We start from the raw sequence: 16,655 nt of genomic DNA on the forward strand, positions 1-16,655 counted from the left end.
GAGACAAAAATGTCTCAATTTATTAAAAGGAACGGCCCTTGAAGGTCGGGCCGATCCAATCAATGATTATTTTTCAGGAACTTTAAGTGACCCGTCAAGGATCTTAGCTTTAGCGTCTTCGACAGCTTTTTTAGCTTCTGCAGAAAGATTGTCAGTTGTCAAGTCAACTCCACCATCTTTCAAGCTATAAGTAATCACTTTACCGCCAGGGAATTTACCATCAGCAGTTTTCTTAGCCAAGTCTTTTACAGATTCTCCGACTTTCTTCAAGCTTGAAGCCAATACAAAGTTAGATTTTTTACCATCTTTAGAAGTGTATTCACCTTCAGCTTTTTGGTCACGGTCAACACCAAGAACCCAAACTTTTTCGTCTTCATTTTTCTTCTCGTTCAAGTCTTTAGCTTCAGAGAAGACACCTGCACCAGTACCACCAGCTACTTGGTAGATAACGTCTGCACCTGCAGCATATTGTGCAGCAGCAATTGTTTTACCTTTAGCAGAGTCACCGAATGAACCAGCGTAGTCTACTTGAACTTTGATAGATGGGTCAACAGATTTAACACCAGCTTCAAATCCAGCGCGGAAACGAGTGATAACTTCACTTTCCATACCACCTACAAAACCAACTTGTTTAGTTTTTGTAGTTTTCGCAGCAGCGATACCAGCAAGGTAACCAGCTTCGTTATCGGCATAAACAGCAGATGCTACGTTCTTTTGTCCTTCAATACGGTCATCGATGATGACATAGTTCACATCTTGGTTGTCTTTTGCAGCTTTTTTAACAGAGTCGCTCAAGGCAAAACCAACACCAAAGATCAATTTGTAGTCGTTAGAAACAGCTTCATCAAGGTTTGTCGCATATTGAGATTCATCTGTTGATTGGAAGTAGTCAAATCCGTTCCCTTTAGAAAGACCGTTTTCTTTACCCCAAGCTTGCAAACCTTCCCAAGCAGATTGGTTGAATGATTTGTCATCCACACCACCAGTATCGGTAATGATAGCAGCTTTCAAATCTGTTTTAGATTCTGAGTTTGCGCTATCTTTTTTAGACGCACGATTTCCACATGCTGCAAGTCCGATAGCAGCGACAGTTACTAGACCAAGGCCTAGCCATTGTTTCTTGTTCATTACTGAACCTCCTAAATTATTGTGCAACATTGTTGCGAAGTATTGAAAGGGTCAAAAGACCGCCTCACAGACCTATTAAGTCAGGTCTGTAAAGGAATATGGAAGTAATTCCTTGACCGTCATCACGACCGTCGATTTATCTTTAGATACTAAGGTTACAGGAAGGTCTGGCTCAAAAAATTCAGCCATGACCTGGCGACAAGCACCACATGGAGAGATGGGCTTTTCTGTTTGCCCGTAGATAATGAGCTCTTTGAAATCGCGAGCTCCTTCAGAAACAGCTTTAAAAATGGCTGTCCGTTCTCCACAGTTGGTTAAACCAAAACTGGCATTTTCTATATTGACCCCTGTATAGATTTCTCCATCCTTCGTTAGCAGTACAGCTCCAATTGGGAAATGAGAGTAAGGCACATAGGCTTGTTTACTCACTTCAACTGCTAAGTCAATCAACTCAGTAGTCGCCATGAGCCACCTTTCCTTCCATGATGGCTACACCAGAAGAAGTCCCAATACGGGTCGCACCAGCTTCGATAAAAGCAAGAGCATCTTCATAAGAGCGAGCACCACCAGAAGCCTTAACACCCATGTCGGGTCCAACAGTTTGACGCATTAAGGCCACATCTTCTACCGTTGCTCCTCCAGTTGAGAAGCCAGTTGAAGTCTTCACAAAGTCTGCGCCAGCTAACTTAGCAATTTGACAAGCAACGATCTTTTCATCATCGGTTAAGAGACAAGTCTCAATGATGACTTTGACCAGCTTATCACCGCTCGCTTCGACTACCGCTTGGATATCTTCCTCAACTAGTGCTAAATTCTTAGACTTAAGAGCCCCGATATTAATGACCATGTCAATCTCATCGGCACCATTTTGAATCGCATTTTTTGTTTCACACGCTTTGACAAATGGTGTATTTGCTCCTAAAGGAAAACCAATGACGGTACAAACTTTAACGTCTGAATCGCGCAAGCCCTCAGCCGCAAAATTCACCCATGTCGGGTTCACACAGACACTCGCAAAATCATAAGCCTTGGCTTCTTCGATCAGCTTTTCGATCTGTTCTTGTTGTGCATCTGGTTTTAAAAGAGTGTGATCGATATATTTATTTAACTTCATACAATCTCCTGAGCTGCTTAAGATATTATTTCAATAATTTCTTTAACGCTTTCAGCCCTTTCTAGTATTTTAACATTTTTTTTGAATTCTGTAACGCCTTCTTGTGAATTTTTTTCATTCATGAAAATACGGGCAATGCGTTCCCCTTTTTTGACGCGCTCTCCCACTTTTTTGTCAAATACAATCCCTGTTTCGTAATCGAGGGGATCCGATTTGACAGCACGGCCAGCACCCAGGCGCATAGCAAACAAACCAAACTCCATGGCAGGTAAAGCAGCAATGACGCCATCTTGGTCCGCTGTTACTTCAAGGACCTGAGACACTTTGACGGGACGATGCAAATCTTCTAAGTCTCCACCTTGAGCCACAACCATTTCTTCAAACTTCGCTAAAGCCTGACCATTGTTCAAGTGTTCATGGATCGCTTCAATTGATTGATCTACATTGGCCAATTTCAACATGATTTGCGCTAACTCACAAATAAACTCCGTCACATCAGCTCGCCCTTGTCCTTTCAGAATATCCAGGGCTTCCAAAATCTCTAAACGATTGCCAATGCTAGTTCCCAAAGGTTGGCTCATATCTGTAATGACAGCGATGGTTTTCCGACCCACTGCATTTCCAAGATCCACCATGGTACGGGCTAAGCGACGAGCATCCTCAATATTCTTCATAAAGGCACCCTCGCCCACTGTCACGTCCAAAAGAATGGCATCCGCACCAGCAGCGATTTTTTTACTCATGACGGAGCTAGCAATCAAAGGAATGGTGTCCACTGTCGCTGTCACATCACGTAGAGCATACAAGAGTTTGTCTGCTTTTACGAGTTGGTCGGATTGCCCAATGACCGATAATCCAATCTCCTGCACCTGCTGGATAAATTCTTCTTGGGTTCGTTCAATCTGGAAGCCTTTAATGGATTCCAACTTATCGATGGTCCCACCTGTGTGGCCTAAGCCACGACCGCTCATTTTGGCAACCGGCACTCCGAAACTTGCAACCAAAGGCACCAAGACCAAGGTTACCTTGTCTCCCACACCACCAGTCGAATGTTTGTCCACCTTGATCCCTGGAATTGCTGACAGATCAAACTGTTGCCCCGTTTGGACCATCTTCATGGTCATATGAGAAATTTCTTCCGTCGTCATCCCTTTAAAATAAACAGCCATAGCAAAAGCGGACATTTGGTAATCTGGTACTGTTCCAGCCACATAGCCCTCAATCAGCCATTCAATTTCTTCCTTGTTTAAGGCAAGACCATCTCTTTTTTTCTGAATGATATCTACTGCTCTCATGATTCTTTCTCACTTCTTAAAATATAATAGCCTTTGTCTTTTTTTACGGTCTCACAATTGCCAAACGTCTCTTCCATCTTGGCCTTAGCGCTCGGAGCCCCTTGTTTTTTCTGAATGACAATGGTCAAATCTCCACCTGGTTTCAAATGTTCAAAACTACCAGTGATCACTTGGTGAACCACTTTCTTACCTGCTCGGATCGGCGGATTACTGATCACATGGTCAAAGACCCCTTCGACTGCTTCATAGACATCCGAAGAAAAGATCTGAACTTCCACGCCGTTTCGGCTAGCATTTTTCTTAGCCAAGTCTAGTGCCCTCTCATTGACATCGACCATGGTCACTGCGACTCCCTGGGCTTTAGCTAGAGAGAGGCCAATTGGACCATAGCCACAGCCAACATCGAGGACACTTTCCCCTTCTTGAAAATCCAGGGTTGATAAGAGCACCTGGCTTCCATAGTCAATCATTTTTTTACTAAAGACGCCGGCGTCCGTATAAAAATTCATCTTTTGTCCCAATAAAACAACAGCCAGATCATGAATATCATGGGCTGCATCTGGGTTTACATCGAAATACATTTTACTCATAAGGTTATTTTATCATAATTCACTCCTTTTTTAAATCGTTTACATGACCTCTAAAAATTGGTATACTAAAGACTACAATAGGAGTGACATATGGACAAAGAATTTCTACATTTTGAAAAAATTAATCGGGAAACCTGGCAAAATTTGCACCGCAAAACCACCCCACCACTCTCTCAAACAGAGCTCAATTCTATTAAAAGTTTTAACGACCGCATCAACCTCCAAGATGTACGTGACGTCTACCTGCCTTTGACAAACCTGATTGGAATCTACAAGCGTTCCAAAGAAGATTTGGCCTTCTCAAAAGGTATTTTTCTTCAAAAAACGAGTGAGCGCCAACCCTTTATCATTGGTGTTTCAGGAAGCGTAGCGGTTGGAAAATCTACCACTAGCCGTTTACTTCAAATCCTGCTGTCACGAACCTTCGAAGGCTCGACTGTAGAGTTGGTAACAACGGATGGTTTTCTCTATCCAAATGCTATCTTAAAAGAACAAGAGATCCTCAATCGAAAAGGATTTCCGGAAAGCTATGATATGGAATTGCTCCTTGATTTTCTCAATCAAATTAAAAACAACAAGAGAGTAGAAATCCCTGTCTATTCCCACGAAATATACGATATTGTCCCAGATGAGAAGCAAACCATTTTACCAGCTGATTTTGTCATTGTAGAAGGGATCAATGTCTTTCAAAATCCACAAAATGACAGTCTCTATATGACCGATTTCTTTGATTTTTCGATCTATGTGGATGCCGCGGTCGACGATATCGAATCTTGGTATATCGATCGCTTCCAAAAACTCCTTGCATTAGCTCAGAATGATCCTAATAACTACTACTATCGATTTACAGAGCAACCCCTAGAAGAAGTTTTAAGCATGGCCCATCAGGTCTGGGAATCCATTAATTTAGTCAACTTGCAGCATTACATCCAACCAACCAGAAACCGAGCTGATCTGATTCTCCATAAAGCAACCAACCATGAAATCGACGAAATTTATCTCAAACGTTAGATAAAATGGCCTGTTATCGGTACTTTTTTAAGGAAAAGCTATTTTAGGCTTGTCAAATCTTAACTTTTCATATATAATGAGATAGTTAGATTATCAATGGAGGTGAATAACTTGGCAAACATTAAATCAGCTATCAAACGCGCTGAATTGAACGTTAAACAAAACGAAAAAAACTCAGCTCAAAAATCAGCTATGCGTACTGCAATAAAAGCTTTTGAAGCAAACCCATCTGAAGAACTTTACCGCGCTGCTAGCTCAGCTATCGATAAAGCAGAAACTAAAGGTTTGATCCACAAGAACAAAGCTAGCCGTGATAAAGCACGTCTTGCAGCGAAACTTGGTTAATCAAGAACAGCATAAAAATCAAGCTCTCCGGAGCTTTTTTTGTGCCTAATTTTTTGAGAGGTGCTTATGAAAATTGTTATTATTGGCTATTCTGGATCTGGAAAATCTACTTTGGCTGAAAACTTAGCCCGCCACTACTCCATTCCCAAGCTCCATATGGACACCCTTCAATTTCAACCCGGTTGGATAGACAGTGACCGGGATTGGATGGAAGGTGAGATGAGACAGTTTCTCAGCGATCATAAAGACTGGGTCATTGATGGCAATTACTCTTGGTGCTGCTATGAGGAAAGAATGGAGCAAGCCGACCAGATTATCTTTCTCAACTTCTCTCGTTGGAACTGCCTCTTTAGAGGCTGGAAACGATACCGCCGTTATAAAGGCCGCGTCCGTGAGAGTATGGCGGCAGGTTGCCCCGAACGCTTTGACTGGGAATTCATCCGTTGGATCCTTTGGAACGGTCGCCAAGACAAACAGGTTACACGCTATCAAACCGTCAACCAAACCTATCCAGACAAATTTATCTCTCTTAAGAACCAAAAAGAGCTGGATGCGTTTCTAAAAAACATACAATAAAAAGGTTGGGATATCAATCCCAACCTTTTTTATTTATCAACGTAATCGCCACCGGTGAAGCCATAGTATTCTTCCAGACTCAAACCTGAGTCCGCGATATCTTGTGCTTCTTTTCCGATATAGCGGAGATGCCAGCTTTCTGGCATGTAGCCTGTTACTTTTTCTTTTCCTTCTTGGTAACGAACCACAAAGCCATATTTAGCAGCATTCTTAAGCAACCACTTACTTGGTCCTGGTTCGGTTACCAAATTACCACTGGTATCGATCAAGTCAAAGGTCAAACCAGTTTGGTGTTCACTATAACCCGGTCTTGCAGAATAACGATCTGCAGCTTCCTGACCATCTTGATTGACATAGTTTTGATAGAGGCCAACTTGGGTATCGTAACTACGAAAACCACTATATTGGTCACTGATCGGATAACCTTCTGCCTGCATAGCTGCGATTAATTCATGAAGAGCTGAAACAGCTTCAGGATCTTCACCTGGATTAAAGTCAGGCGACAAGGGATAATGTTTGTTGGCGATCATGACCTCACCATATTTCCCTTTGACACTATAGTAAGAACCATTGTAGCTGACACCAGAGTCCACTTTCACATCTGACTTACCAGCTTTTGACGACTCTTCTTTGCCAGTCTCTTTTGACGTATCCTTTGCTGAAGACATTTCTTTGGAAGACTTGGTTTGCGTTTGTTTGCTTTCTTCTTTTGCAGAAGATTTAGAACTAGTGGATTGAGATTGGGAGCAAGCTGTCAGGGTTAACAAGGCAACTGTCACCAACGTTAATTTGGAAAATCTTGCTTTCATGGAAATCTCCTATGATTCTTTTGTTACGACAATATCCGTGATCACATAACTTGCACCTACTTTTTTCAAAGTATAAGTTTTGTACTTGCGGTTTTGTGAATCTGGATGACTATCTGTATAATGCACAGTAAAGTCTTCATAAGTCTTGATCGTCACCACACCATTTTCTTCAGTGACACTTTGAATATCCAAAGCTCCTGGAGTATAGTAGTCAATTTTAGCCTTTCGAACACCATCACCAGTTGTGAATTCAACCATGTCTTTGTAGGCTTGACTTTGTGTGTCATAGTATTTAGAGTAAGTGTTATTTCGATTTGAAACGGAGCTAAAGACAGCGTCGCGGTACTCTTTCAAGAACTCTTCTGCCAAGGTTCGATTTTGTTCTTCTTTGGCTGCTTGCGCTTTCTTAGCATCTTGAGCACTCTTGATGCGTTTTAAGGTATCTTTGGCTAGTTTGAGTTCGATCGGATCGTTCTCACCCTCTTCAATCGTCACCTTAGCCTTTTCAGTTGTATAGGTTTCCCCATTCATGTTGAAGACAGCATGTACTTCAATTTCTTGATAAGGGATGCTATCCACTTCAAAGGTTGTGCTGGTTCCGACTTCTTTGCCGTTGACCACAACCTTCACATCCGTTGGGTTTTCAACTTCATCTGGGAACTCAACTTCTAAATTGCGTTTCTCAGAATTCAACTGCAATTCTAAGTTATTCTTTGTTGCTTTTTTAGGATTGAGATGGATCTTAGAAGTAACATTTCCGACTTCAGTTTTAGCAGTCAATTCCATTTCTTTTGTATTGTAATGGAAAGAACCAAGGTCTGTCACTGCATCTTTCTTCAAGGTCACGGTTTTATTGGCAGCCACTTTGAGTTTGGCTTGGTCCAAATTGGTCTTGACCTTCACTTGCACTGGATAGCTGGCCACACGGTATTCTTGGAAGATTCCAAATTTCTTGTCCGCTTTTTCCAAACCAAAGATCTTGTTTCCAGATTTATCCGTATAGCTGCCTTCTCCACCATTATCAATGATCTTGTTCAACTCTGTGCCGATATCGACCCCTTGATCTTCCATGCTGGTGATAAAGCTTTCGGCTTCATCCTTTGTCCATTTATCGTTATCGGTTGAAAGCAGATCTGCTGCTTCGCGATAATCCTTGGTGTCCACTGCCTTAATAAATTTATCTGCTGTCACTTCGACACGTGTTGTAGACTGGAAGTAAAAGAAGGCTGCCACCAAAGCGATCACAAGGACTGCGATAGCAGAAATAATCCCAATTTTCTTCTTGGAAAGTTTCTTTCCACCCTTCGTTTTAGGGGCCTTTTGTTTTTTCTGAGCTGGACCTGCTTCTGTAACATTTGGACCAGCAAAGATCTGCGTTTGCTCAGCAGCAAGTGGAGCCGTATACTCTTGAGTCGGCTGTTGAGGTACATATTCCTGTGTTTCTTCTGTTGAATCTGGGTTCGCAAATTCTGCTTCAGGTACAGATCCTACAAAAAACTCAAAGTTTTGACTTTTAGCCGCGGTAAATTCTTCTGCACTTGGCTTGCGGCCATAGGTTTCTTCAAAATGTTGCAACCAAGCCTGACGAGCTGCTAGAAGTGGATCGACATTCTTCACTTCTTCAACTGGTTCAACCACTGGTTCCTCGACAGGAGCGACTTCCTCAGATGGTGCATTTCCTGCGATAGACTGAATTTGTTTCAAATCAAATCCACAAGCTTTCCCAGCCATAAACTCTTCTGGTGACGGTTTGCGACCGATCACTTTTTCAAATAATTCAACCCATTTCTTTTGCATGGATCTCTTCTCCCTCATTATAAAATAGGGAAAGTGGGTCCCCCCACCTTCCGTTTTGTGATATTGTTAGAATCCAAAGTTAGAGAAATTTGGAGCACTTGGAATAAATCCTACGGCTACTTGTTCTAAAATACGAGCATTCACATAAATGACAAAGATGGCAATGAGAAGCAAGACAACAGATGATGCTACTAGAAGCAAGAATTTATCTGCTTTAAAGCTTGTCTTGTTCAATCCTTGATGAACAACATAGCATGTTCCAACAAAGAACAAGAAGAAAATAAGGAAGTTTACAAAGCCATAAAATTCATAAACTTTTACAAGACCTACTAAGAAAGCAAGGAGGGCAAGTGGCAAAGTGTAAACAGACAAACGTCCAAACTCTTCAAATGAACGACCATAACTGTATTCCTTATCTTGAAGAACCACACGACGAACAAAGAACCCAGCTACTTGGAAGGCGTAAAGGCTAAAGAATAGGGAAATCAATGTCAACATAAAGGCACGGAAATCCATTCCATAACCACCTGTAGCTCCACTAGCTGTGAAGAAAGTTGATAGGGTCAAGACAAAGGCAGTCAAGACATACTGTAAAATTCCGTTAAGAGCTTTTGGATTTTCTACAGCAGTTGGACGTTTCAAAGCTGAAAGGAACCAATTCCAGTAACCACCAACGGCTACACCAAATTGACTTGGTTGGGCAGGATAAGGTTGTCCTGGTTGACCTTGGTAAGGAGCTTGTTGATAAGCTGCTTGAGTCGGTTGTTGGTAGGCTTGTTGGAAAGCTGGCCCATTCGCTGGAGCAGCTTGAGGAGCCGGTTCTTGAACTGGAGCTGCAACTGGTTCTTCTGCAGGAGCAGCTGGCGCTGCGACAAACTCTGGAGCTTGTGGAGCTGCGACTGGTTCTTCAACAGGGGCAGTTGGTGCTGCGACAAACTCTGGGGCTTGTGGCGCTGCGACTGGTTCTTCAACAGGGGCAGTTGGCGCTGCAACAAACTCTGGAGCTTGTGGAGCAGCAACTGGTTCTTCCACAGGTGCAGTTGGTGCTGCGACAAATTCTGGGGCTTGTGGGGTTTCTGGAACCACTACTTCTTCTTGAAATTCTCCTGCAGCCAGTGCTTGAGCAATTTCTTCTGCACTAGCAGAACGACCATTTACGGCTTCGAAATAATCCAGCCAATCTTGTTTTGACATAATGAATCTCCTTAACTATTGTTTATACTAGGGTATTATACAAAATTTCTGAACCATTTTCAATGAAAGACTGGAAAATCCCTGTAATATCTTTTGAAAAACATACAAATTCTACTTATTTTTAGAAATTAGTAAAGAAAAGGAGGCTGGGCAAAAACTGTCCAGCCTTTGATGTTTGATAGGAATAAGTGCAAGACGCAGTGGTTGATTGGCATCTTTGTTCGCCTTTTAAGCTCCAATGATGACCTAATGAGGGAAACAAAGTTTCCTTTATCCACAACCTTCAACAGTCTCCCAGACTGTTGAAGCTATGCGGAGGTGGGAAGATTGAAAAGGTTTGGGGAACCTTTTCAACTTTTTTTATTTTAAGGAGTTCTTTCCCACTCCCGTTTCTTAGGATTCAAATGCATCCATGCCACCTTGGACGTTGGTCACATCATAGCCTTGCTCTTCCAAAAATTGGCAAGCACGTGCTGAGCGTCGACCAGACTTGCAGATGACATAATAGGGTTGATCCTTCTCTAATTCCTGGTAGCGATCTGCTAACTCAGATAAGGGAAGAAGACGAACCCCATCTAAGTGAAGGGCATCATATTCCTCCTGCTCACGGACATCGACGACGTTAATTTCTCCTGCTTGGTACTTTGCTACAAAGTCATTAAATGGAATTTCTTTCATGATTTCTCCTTTGTTATGGAAGGGTTAGAATTTCATAGTTAAAGTCAATAGACTCTAAAAATCGGAACAAGTCTTGGGTTTTAATAAAAATCGTCTTTTCGTTGGTATTGGGATGGAAGGTCATGATCTCCTCTGACACAATGTCTTTATCGAAGTAGACTCGAATATCTTTTTCTTCATTGTTCAATAAACCAAATGGAGAAACCGTACCTGCCGGTAATTGCATTTTTTCAGCTAAAGAATCTGCTGAAGCCATGCGGATCCGGTTGGCTTCCACTTGCTCTTTGAAATCATCCATATCCAATGGTTTCTGGTCATCCATGATGAGCAAATAGTATTGAGTTTTCTTTTTGTTGGTCAAAAACATAGTCTTGGTCCGGACACCTTCTAAGCCTTCAATATAAGAATCCGCCTGCTCAGTTGTGAATGCAGGTGGGTGTTCCACCACGTCAAATGAAATGCCTAACTCGTCTAATTTCTCTTTAACTTGTTGATAAGGATCCATCGTCGCTCTCCTTTATTTTTGAATGATCTCTTGTACTAAGGTTTGCAATTCTGGAACCACCTCTGCCTCAAACCAAGGATTTTTAGCCATCCAGATTTGATTGCGAGGGGAAGGGTGAACGAGTGGAAAATAGGTTGGCAAATAATCTTTAAAATGGTGAACCCGTTCGGTTACCTTGCCACTAACCTTTTCATGAAGGTAGTATGCTTGGGCATATTGTCCAATTAAGAGGGTTAACTCAATATCCGGACACTCCTTGAGAAGTTGAGGGTGCCACTTTTCCGCAAAGCCTTTGCGAGGTGGAAGGTCACCAGATTTCCCATGCCCTGGGAAATAAAAGTCCATGGGGATGACCGCAAACAAACCAGAATTATAAAAGGTGTCTTCGTCAACTCCTAACCATTCGCGCAGGCGGTCACCACTCTTATCCTTCCAGTAAATACCAGCTTCTTCCGTCTTCATCCCTGGAGCTTGTCCGATAATATTGATACGAGCTGTCTTTGGGGCTGCAAAGAGTGGCTCTATCCCTTTCTCTGTATATTCTTTATTTTGAGGATCTGCCATAATGGCTTGTTTAATGCTTTCAATCGTTGACATAAGTCCTCCTTCTATGGAAAAACTCAGCCAGAAAAACTGGCCGAGTAGTGGATTATTTGATTAGTTCATAGATAGCTTCTGCGTAAATAGCAGCTGCACGATAGAGATCTTCGACATCTGCGAACTCATTAGCTTGGTGCATGGTATTGACATAGTCTGGGAACATAGCACCAAAGGCAACCCCACGTTTCAAGAGACGACCAAAGGTACCACCACCGATCACTTGTTCGTGTCCTTTGAGGCCAGTTTGTTTTTCGTAAACACGCAAGAGGGTGGATACCAATTCATCATCCATCGGAACATAGTGAGGTGTGTGACCATGGGCTGACAAGCTTACTGTAGCCACTCCTTCGATCTTTTCAAGGGTGGATTTGATGGTTTCAGGATCTGTACCTTGGGGGTAACGGATATTGAGGGCAATAGTGTTGTCTGCTTGGCTTTCATCAAAATGGAAGACACCTGCATTCATGCTCAATGGTCCCATTTTGGCATCTGTATGGGCAATACCTAATTTTTCACCAGCAAAATCTTCGTGAAGAAGTGAGGCTGTCACATGAAGGTAAGCCTTAGCAGCACCACCAAAATTAAATTGGTTCAACAAGAGAGCCAAGTAGGTCGCACCATTGATCCCATCTTCAGGAGTTGATCCGTGAGCAGATTTCCCAACAATCGTAACGGTATAGGTTTCTTCATCGACAGTTGAGATTTCATACTTGAGCTGGTGTTCCTTGGCAAAAGCATCTAAGAGGCCAGCAAGATCTGGAAGTTGACCAGAAACGACTGCAGTCGCTGACTCTGGTACCATGTTTTCACGAAGGCCGCCTGTAAAGCTATGAAGATGGGCACTTCCTGTGTTGTCATTTCCAAAATGAATGTACTCAGTGATGTTTCCTTTTTCCCCATTGATGATTGGGAATTCCGCATCTGGTGAGAAGCCAAAATCTGGCTCAGGAAGTCCGACATGTTTGAAATAGTAATCCATATCGCCCCAGCCTGATTCTTCATCCGTACCGACAACAAAGCGCACGCGCTTAGAAACAGGGAGTCCTAGGTCTTTGATGATCTTCAAACCATAGTAGCAGGCCATTGTAGGCCCTTTATCATCAGACGAACCACGCGCATAGAGCTTACCATCGATAATTTCTGGTTTATATGGATCTGTCTTCCAGCCACTACCTGCAGGCACGACGTCCATATGGGCAAAGATCCCAAGCTCTTCTTCTCCTTCACCAAAGGTAAAGTGACCGGCATAATTGTCGACATTCTTGGTTTCATAGCCATCACGTTTGGCAATTTCCAAGAATTTTTCAAGAGCTTTTACAGGACCAGGTCCAAAAGGATGCTCTGCATCTGCCTTGCTGTCATCGCGTTCAGAATTGATTTCCAAGAGGCTGTATAGGTCAGCCATCATCTCATCGCGACGTTTTTCTACTTCTGCTTTAAAGTCAACTGTTGTCATGAATTCCTCCTCGATCTTCTATTTGCTAATTGGCTTAGCGTTTGTCAATGATTTCGTCCACTGGTAAGCGATAGCTTGGCTCTACTTTTTCAGCCGCATAGCCAACCGTAATCAAGACTTGCGGACGGAAACGCTCTTCGATGTCCAATACTTCATTGATTTTCGATTTATCAAATCCCAAAATAATATTGGTTCCAATGCCTTGGTCTGTCAAAGCAAGTACCAAGTTCATGGCCACAAGACCAGCATTCAAAGCCAAGTAATCACTTGTTTGTTGGGCATCATAGCGTGCAAATTCAGCAGGAAGATTTTGCATAAAGTATTGCAACTGCTCATCTGTAAAGTTTTTCACCCCACCGACACGCGCAATCTTGCGAGCCCGTTTTTGCAAATCAGTATCTGTAAAGAGGGCGATGGTCACAGGTGCTTCCATGACTTGATCGTAGTTTGCACCATAGGCTAATTTTGCCAATTCAGCATTTTTTTGACGAACGACCACAAATTTCCAAGGCTGGCTATTGTGGGCACTAGGGGCCAAGGTTGCGATCTCAATGGCAGTCCGTACATCCTTTGGATCGACCGGTTGGTCAGTGAAATGCTTGATCGCATGGCGTTTTTTATTGAGCTCTAGAAATTTCATAAGCTTCTTCCTTTTCTATTTCTGTTACCTCTATTTTAACACAAAATGAAAGAGCTTGCAGAGTTTTACAGCCTAAGATTGTGAAAAAAGAAGCGGACATTTTGAACATCCGCCTCTTTTGGGATAGGTTGAATACACAAGAGATCTACCTATGATTCATTGAAAAAATTGAAATAGGCAGCTACTTCTTTGGCATAACCGTATTTCTCAATTAAGCCAGTTAGGAGCTCGATGTTATGACCCCGATAGTTATCCTCGCGTCTCAATTCTTCGTACATCTCAATAAAGGGAAGGCCCTTGTCCTTAGCATCTTGGAGCTCTGCTTCATAGTCATAGGCCACCTTACGAAATTGCAGGTTGGTCACCCCATCTTCTTCGACATCGATCAGAGCATATTGAGCTCTGTGGTTTTGAATTGGTTCCCAGTCAAAATAAGGCATACCAATAGTTCCTGGATTGAGGATCTGTTGGCCCTGACTGCCATAGCGAAGCAACTGCTTGTGGACATGACCGTAGATCGCCAGATCCGTCTGGTCATCCAGCAGTTGGTCAAAGTTCTCCGTCGCATTAGCTGGACGCAAATCCCCACCATAATTCTTTTCTGGCAAATTGTGGGTCAGTGAAAAGCGAATGCCATTGACCTCCTTCTTCTCTACCAATGGAAGGGAGCGAAGCCAATCGATCCGCTTAGGATCTAGTCCTTCCATGAGGTACTGAGTGAGACGAAGAAGCTGGATCTCCTGCGGATCCTCAAGTCCGTACTCGCCATCCAAGGCCTCTAGGACACAATCGTCCCAATTTCCACGAACAGCCGCTGTAATCGGAATCGCATCCAGCAACTCAAAAAGGTCCTCTCTTCCAGGCCCCGGTAGCAAAATGTCCCCCAAAAGCCAGTATTCCGTTGCGCCTAGAGCACGCGCATCCGCAATCACTGCCTCCAGGGCTGTCGTATCTCCGTGGATATCAGATAAAATAGCGATTCGATGGTTCATTTTAAACTCCTTATGATTGGTATGATTCAGAATCCTCCGCAACTTCCATCAAGAGACTTGCTTCTTCTTGCTTTCCTTGATGGAGCTTAGCTTGCACCGCTTCAGCCACTGCTCGTGGGATGCCAACTGTGACGATCTCATCTACAGTAGCTTCTTTGATTTTGGTCAGTGACTTGAAGTGTTTCATCAGCAACTGCTTGCGTTTTGGTCCCAAGCCTTCGATCCCATCCAGCTGGGAGGAGAAGGAATTCTTAGACCGAAGCTGGCGGTGGAAGGTGATGGCGAAACGGTGGACCTCATCCTGGATCCGTTGCAGGAGGAAAAATTCCTGCGAGGTTCGAGAAAGTTCGATGACTTGGAGAGGATCACCGAAGAGCAATTCATGGGTTTGGTGCTTGTCATTCTTTTGCAGGCCTGCGATGGGAATGTCCAGCCCCAACTCTTCTTGGATGACTTGCTTAGCGACATTAACCTGGCCCTGACCCCCATCGATGACGATTAGATCTGGTGGCGTCAAGCCATCCCGCATGACCCGACTGTAGCGTCTGCGAATGACCTCCCGCATGCTGGCATAGTCATCTGGTCCGACAACGGTCTTGATCTTGTACTTGCGGTAGTCCTTTTTACTTGGCTTCCCATTGACAAAGACCACCATGGCAGAAACGGGACTGGTCCCCATGATGTTGGAGTTGTCAAAGGACTCAATACGCACAGGAGTTGGGATTTGCAGGAGTTTTCCAAGGTTTTCAATAGCACCTTGGGTCTTCTCCATGGATTTTTCAAGGAGATTGAACTTCTGCTCCAGACTGACACGCGCATTTTTAATAGCCAGATTGACCAACTGCTTCTTCTCCCCACGCTGGGGCTTGAGGACCTTGGTATCCACTAGGGCCTTGACCGCTTCCTCATCGATATCCTGAGGGATCAGGATTTCATTGGGGATCAGGTGGGATTTCTCCTGGTAAAACTGCCCCACATAGGTCAAAAAATCCTCGTCCGGATCATTGTAGTAAGGAAAAAGGTTGACGTCGCGCTCGATCAGCTTACCCTGACGGACAAAGAAGACCTGCACACACATCCAGCCTTTGTCCACGTAGTAGCCAAAGACATCCCGGTTCTGCAAATCCTTAGCCATGACCCGCTGTTTGGTCCGCAGGGTCCCGATGGCCTGGATCAGATCGCGGTACTCGGCTGCCCGCTCAAATTCCATGTTTTGCGCAGCGGTATTCATCTTGAGCTTGAGCTCATCGATAATCTTGTCATCCTGCCCCTTGAGGAAGTCAGAAACCTCCTGGGCCATGCCCTTGAAATAGGCCTCGTCCTTGTGGCAGACTGTGTGAGCCATACACTGTCCTAAATGGTAGTAAAAGCAGACCTTGGAAGGCGGATTGGTGCACTTGCGGAAAGGGAAAATCCGATCCAAAAGCCTTTTGATCTCATTAGCCGCTCCTACGTCTGGATAGGGACCGAAATAGAGACCGCCATCTTTTTTGACCTGGCGCGTGATGATAAGACGGGGATAACGCTCATTGGTAATCTTGATGAAGGGATAGGACTTATCGTCCTTGAGCATGATATTGTACTTGGGCTTGTTCTCCTTGATGAGGTTGATCTCAAGAAGCAAGGCCTCAATATTGGACTCAGTGACGATAAACTCAAAATCCACAATCTCAGATACCAGCGCTTCCGTCTTGGTATCGTGGCTCCCTCTGAAATAGGACCGCACCCGATTGCGAAGATTCTTGGCCTTCCCCACATAGATGATGGTACCGTTCTTATCTTTGTGAATGTAACAGCCCGGACTCGTCGGCAAGAGCTCGAGCTTGGATTTAATCAAGTTATTCATACTCTCTATTATAGCAAAAAAGAGAGGTCTTGGCCTCTCTGTATTTTATCTGTATTTTCTACATCCGCCTTCACCAAGT

Annotated in this window: 18 protein-coding genes; 3 read left to right on the forward strand and 15 right to left on the reverse strand. The window is 43.6% G+C overall.

Translation table 11 applies throughout. The features are described from left to right. Positions 1-66: 66 nt before the first annotated feature. The 5 genes from HMPREF2685_RS06970 to HMPREF2685_RS06990 form a co-directional block, all read right to left on the reverse strand. Positions 67-1,128: a BMP family lipoprotein gene (locus tag HMPREF2685_RS06970; RefSeq protein ID WP_023918305.1), complete on the reverse strand. Its 1,062-nt coding sequence runs from the start codon at positions 1,126-1,128 to the stop codon at positions 67-69. A gap of 75 nt (positions 1,129-1,203) precedes the next feature. Then, positions 1,204-1,593, reverse strand: a complete 390-nt coding sequence (locus HMPREF2685_RS06975; protein WP_070466087.1) for a cytidine deaminase — start codon at positions 1,591-1,593, stop codon at positions 1,204-1,206. Further along, positions 1,580-2,242 (reverse strand): deoxyribose-phosphate aldolase, encoded by a 663-nt coding sequence (deoC, locus tag HMPREF2685_RS06980; RefSeq protein WP_003001619.1) that lies wholly within the window; start codon positions 2,240-2,242, stop codon positions 1,580-1,582. The genes HMPREF2685_RS06975 and deoC overlap by 14 nt, the downstream gene beginning before the upstream one ends. A 17-nt stretch (positions 2,243-2,259) precedes the next feature. Next, positions 2,260-3,537, reverse strand: a complete 1,278-nt coding sequence (locus HMPREF2685_RS06985) for a pyrimidine-nucleoside phosphorylase (protein ID WP_070466088.1) — start codon at positions 3,535-3,537, stop codon at positions 2,260-2,262. Next, positions 3,534-4,127 carry a class I SAM-dependent methyltransferase gene (locus HMPREF2685_RS06990; RefSeq protein WP_049506550.1) on the reverse strand — a complete coding sequence of 198 codons (594 nt, stop codon included), beginning with the start codon at positions 4,125-4,127 and terminating at the stop codon, positions 3,534-3,536. The genes HMPREF2685_RS06985 and HMPREF2685_RS06990 overlap by 4 nt, the downstream gene beginning before the upstream one ends. 90 nt (positions 4,128-4,217) lie before the next feature. Between HMPREF2685_RS06990 and coaA the strand changes: the two genes are divergently transcribed. From coaA to HMPREF2685_RS07005, 3 genes are all read left to right on the forward strand, one after another. After that, the gene (gene coaA / locus HMPREF2685_RS06995) at positions 4,218-5,138 is read left to right on the forward strand and encodes a type I pantothenate kinase (RefSeq protein ID WP_070466090.1); all 921 of its coding nucleotides are present in this window, start codon (positions 4,218-4,220) and stop codon (positions 5,136-5,138) included. 96 nt (positions 5,139-5,234) lie between these two features. After that, positions 5,235-5,483 (forward strand): 30S ribosomal protein S20, encoded by a 249-nt coding sequence (gene rpsT / locus HMPREF2685_RS07000; RefSeq protein WP_003007640.1) that lies wholly within the window; start codon positions 5,235-5,237, stop codon positions 5,481-5,483. A 66-nt stretch (positions 5,484-5,549) separates the two neighbouring features. After that, positions 5,550-6,059 carry a DNA topology modulation protein gene (locus HMPREF2685_RS07005; RefSeq protein WP_070466091.1) on the forward strand — a complete coding sequence of 170 codons (510 nt, stop codon included), beginning with the start codon at positions 5,550-5,552 and terminating at the stop codon, positions 6,057-6,059. Positions 6,060-6,088: 29 nt separating this feature from the next. Here HMPREF2685_RS07005 and ldcB read toward each other — a convergent pair whose 3' ends face one another. From ldcB to uvrC, 10 genes are all read right to left on the reverse strand, one after another. After that, positions 6,089-6,868: an LD-carboxypeptidase LdcB/DacB gene (gene ldcB, locus HMPREF2685_RS07010; RefSeq protein WP_014713455.1), complete on the reverse strand. Its 780-nt coding sequence runs from the start codon at positions 6,866-6,868 to the stop codon at positions 6,089-6,091. 9 nt (positions 6,869-6,877) lie between these two features. Then, positions 6,878-8,665, reverse strand: a complete 1,788-nt coding sequence (locus HMPREF2685_RS07015; RefSeq protein WP_186821443.1) for a TcaA second domain-containing protein — start codon at positions 8,663-8,665, stop codon at positions 6,878-6,880. A gap of 66 nt (positions 8,666-8,731) precedes the next feature. Continuing rightward, positions 8,732-9,859 carry a DUF6574 domain-containing protein gene (locus HMPREF2685_RS07020; RefSeq protein ID WP_070466094.1) on the reverse strand — a complete coding sequence of 376 codons (1,128 nt, stop codon included), beginning with the start codon at positions 9,857-9,859 and terminating at the stop codon, positions 8,732-8,734. A 393-nt stretch (positions 9,860-10,252) separates the two neighbouring features. Next, positions 10,253-10,537 (reverse strand): rhodanese-like domain-containing protein, encoded by a 285-nt coding sequence (locus HMPREF2685_RS07025; protein WP_003007655.1) that lies wholly within the window; start codon positions 10,535-10,537, stop codon positions 10,253-10,255. A 13-nt stretch (positions 10,538-10,550) separates the two neighbouring features. Then, positions 10,551-11,042 carry a prolyl-tRNA synthetase associated domain-containing protein gene (locus HMPREF2685_RS07030; protein ID WP_049474575.1) on the reverse strand — a complete coding sequence of 164 codons (492 nt, stop codon included), beginning with the start codon at positions 11,040-11,042 and terminating at the stop codon, positions 10,551-10,553. Positions 11,043-11,054: 12 nt separating this feature from the next. Continuing rightward, positions 11,055-11,639, reverse strand: coding sequence for a uracil-DNA glycosylase family protein (locus HMPREF2685_RS07035; RefSeq protein ID WP_045759544.1), 585 nt, complete (start codon positions 11,637-11,639; stop codon positions 11,055-11,057). 52 nt (positions 11,640-11,691) lie between these two features. Beyond that, positions 11,692-13,098: a dipeptidase PepV gene (gene pepV, locus HMPREF2685_RS07040; RefSeq protein WP_070466096.1), complete on the reverse strand. Its 1,407-nt coding sequence runs from the start codon at positions 13,096-13,098 to the stop codon at positions 11,692-11,694. 34 nt (positions 13,099-13,132) lie between these two features. Further along, entirely contained in the window at positions 13,133-13,738 is a 606-nt protein-coding gene (locus HMPREF2685_RS07045) for a nitroreductase family protein (RefSeq protein ID WP_070466097.1), read from the reverse strand. Positions 13,739-13,887: 149 nt separating this feature from the next. Further along, positions 13,888-14,730: a metallophosphoesterase family protein gene (locus tag HMPREF2685_RS07050; protein WP_070466099.1), complete on the reverse strand. Its 843-nt coding sequence runs from the start codon at positions 14,728-14,730 to the stop codon at positions 13,888-13,890. Positions 14,731-14,740: 10 nt separating this feature from the next. Further along, positions 14,741-16,576 (reverse strand): excinuclease ABC subunit UvrC, encoded by a 1,836-nt coding sequence (gene uvrC, locus HMPREF2685_RS07055; protein WP_023918337.1) that lies wholly within the window; start codon positions 16,574-16,576, stop codon positions 14,741-14,743. Positions 16,577-16,655 lie beyond the last annotated feature (79 nt).

The sequence above is a fragment of the Streptococcus sp. HMSC074F05 genome (assembly GCF_001808725.1).
Classification (GTDB): domain Bacteria; phylum Bacillota; class Bacilli; order Lactobacillales; family Streptococcaceae; genus Streptococcus; species Streptococcus parasanguinis_I.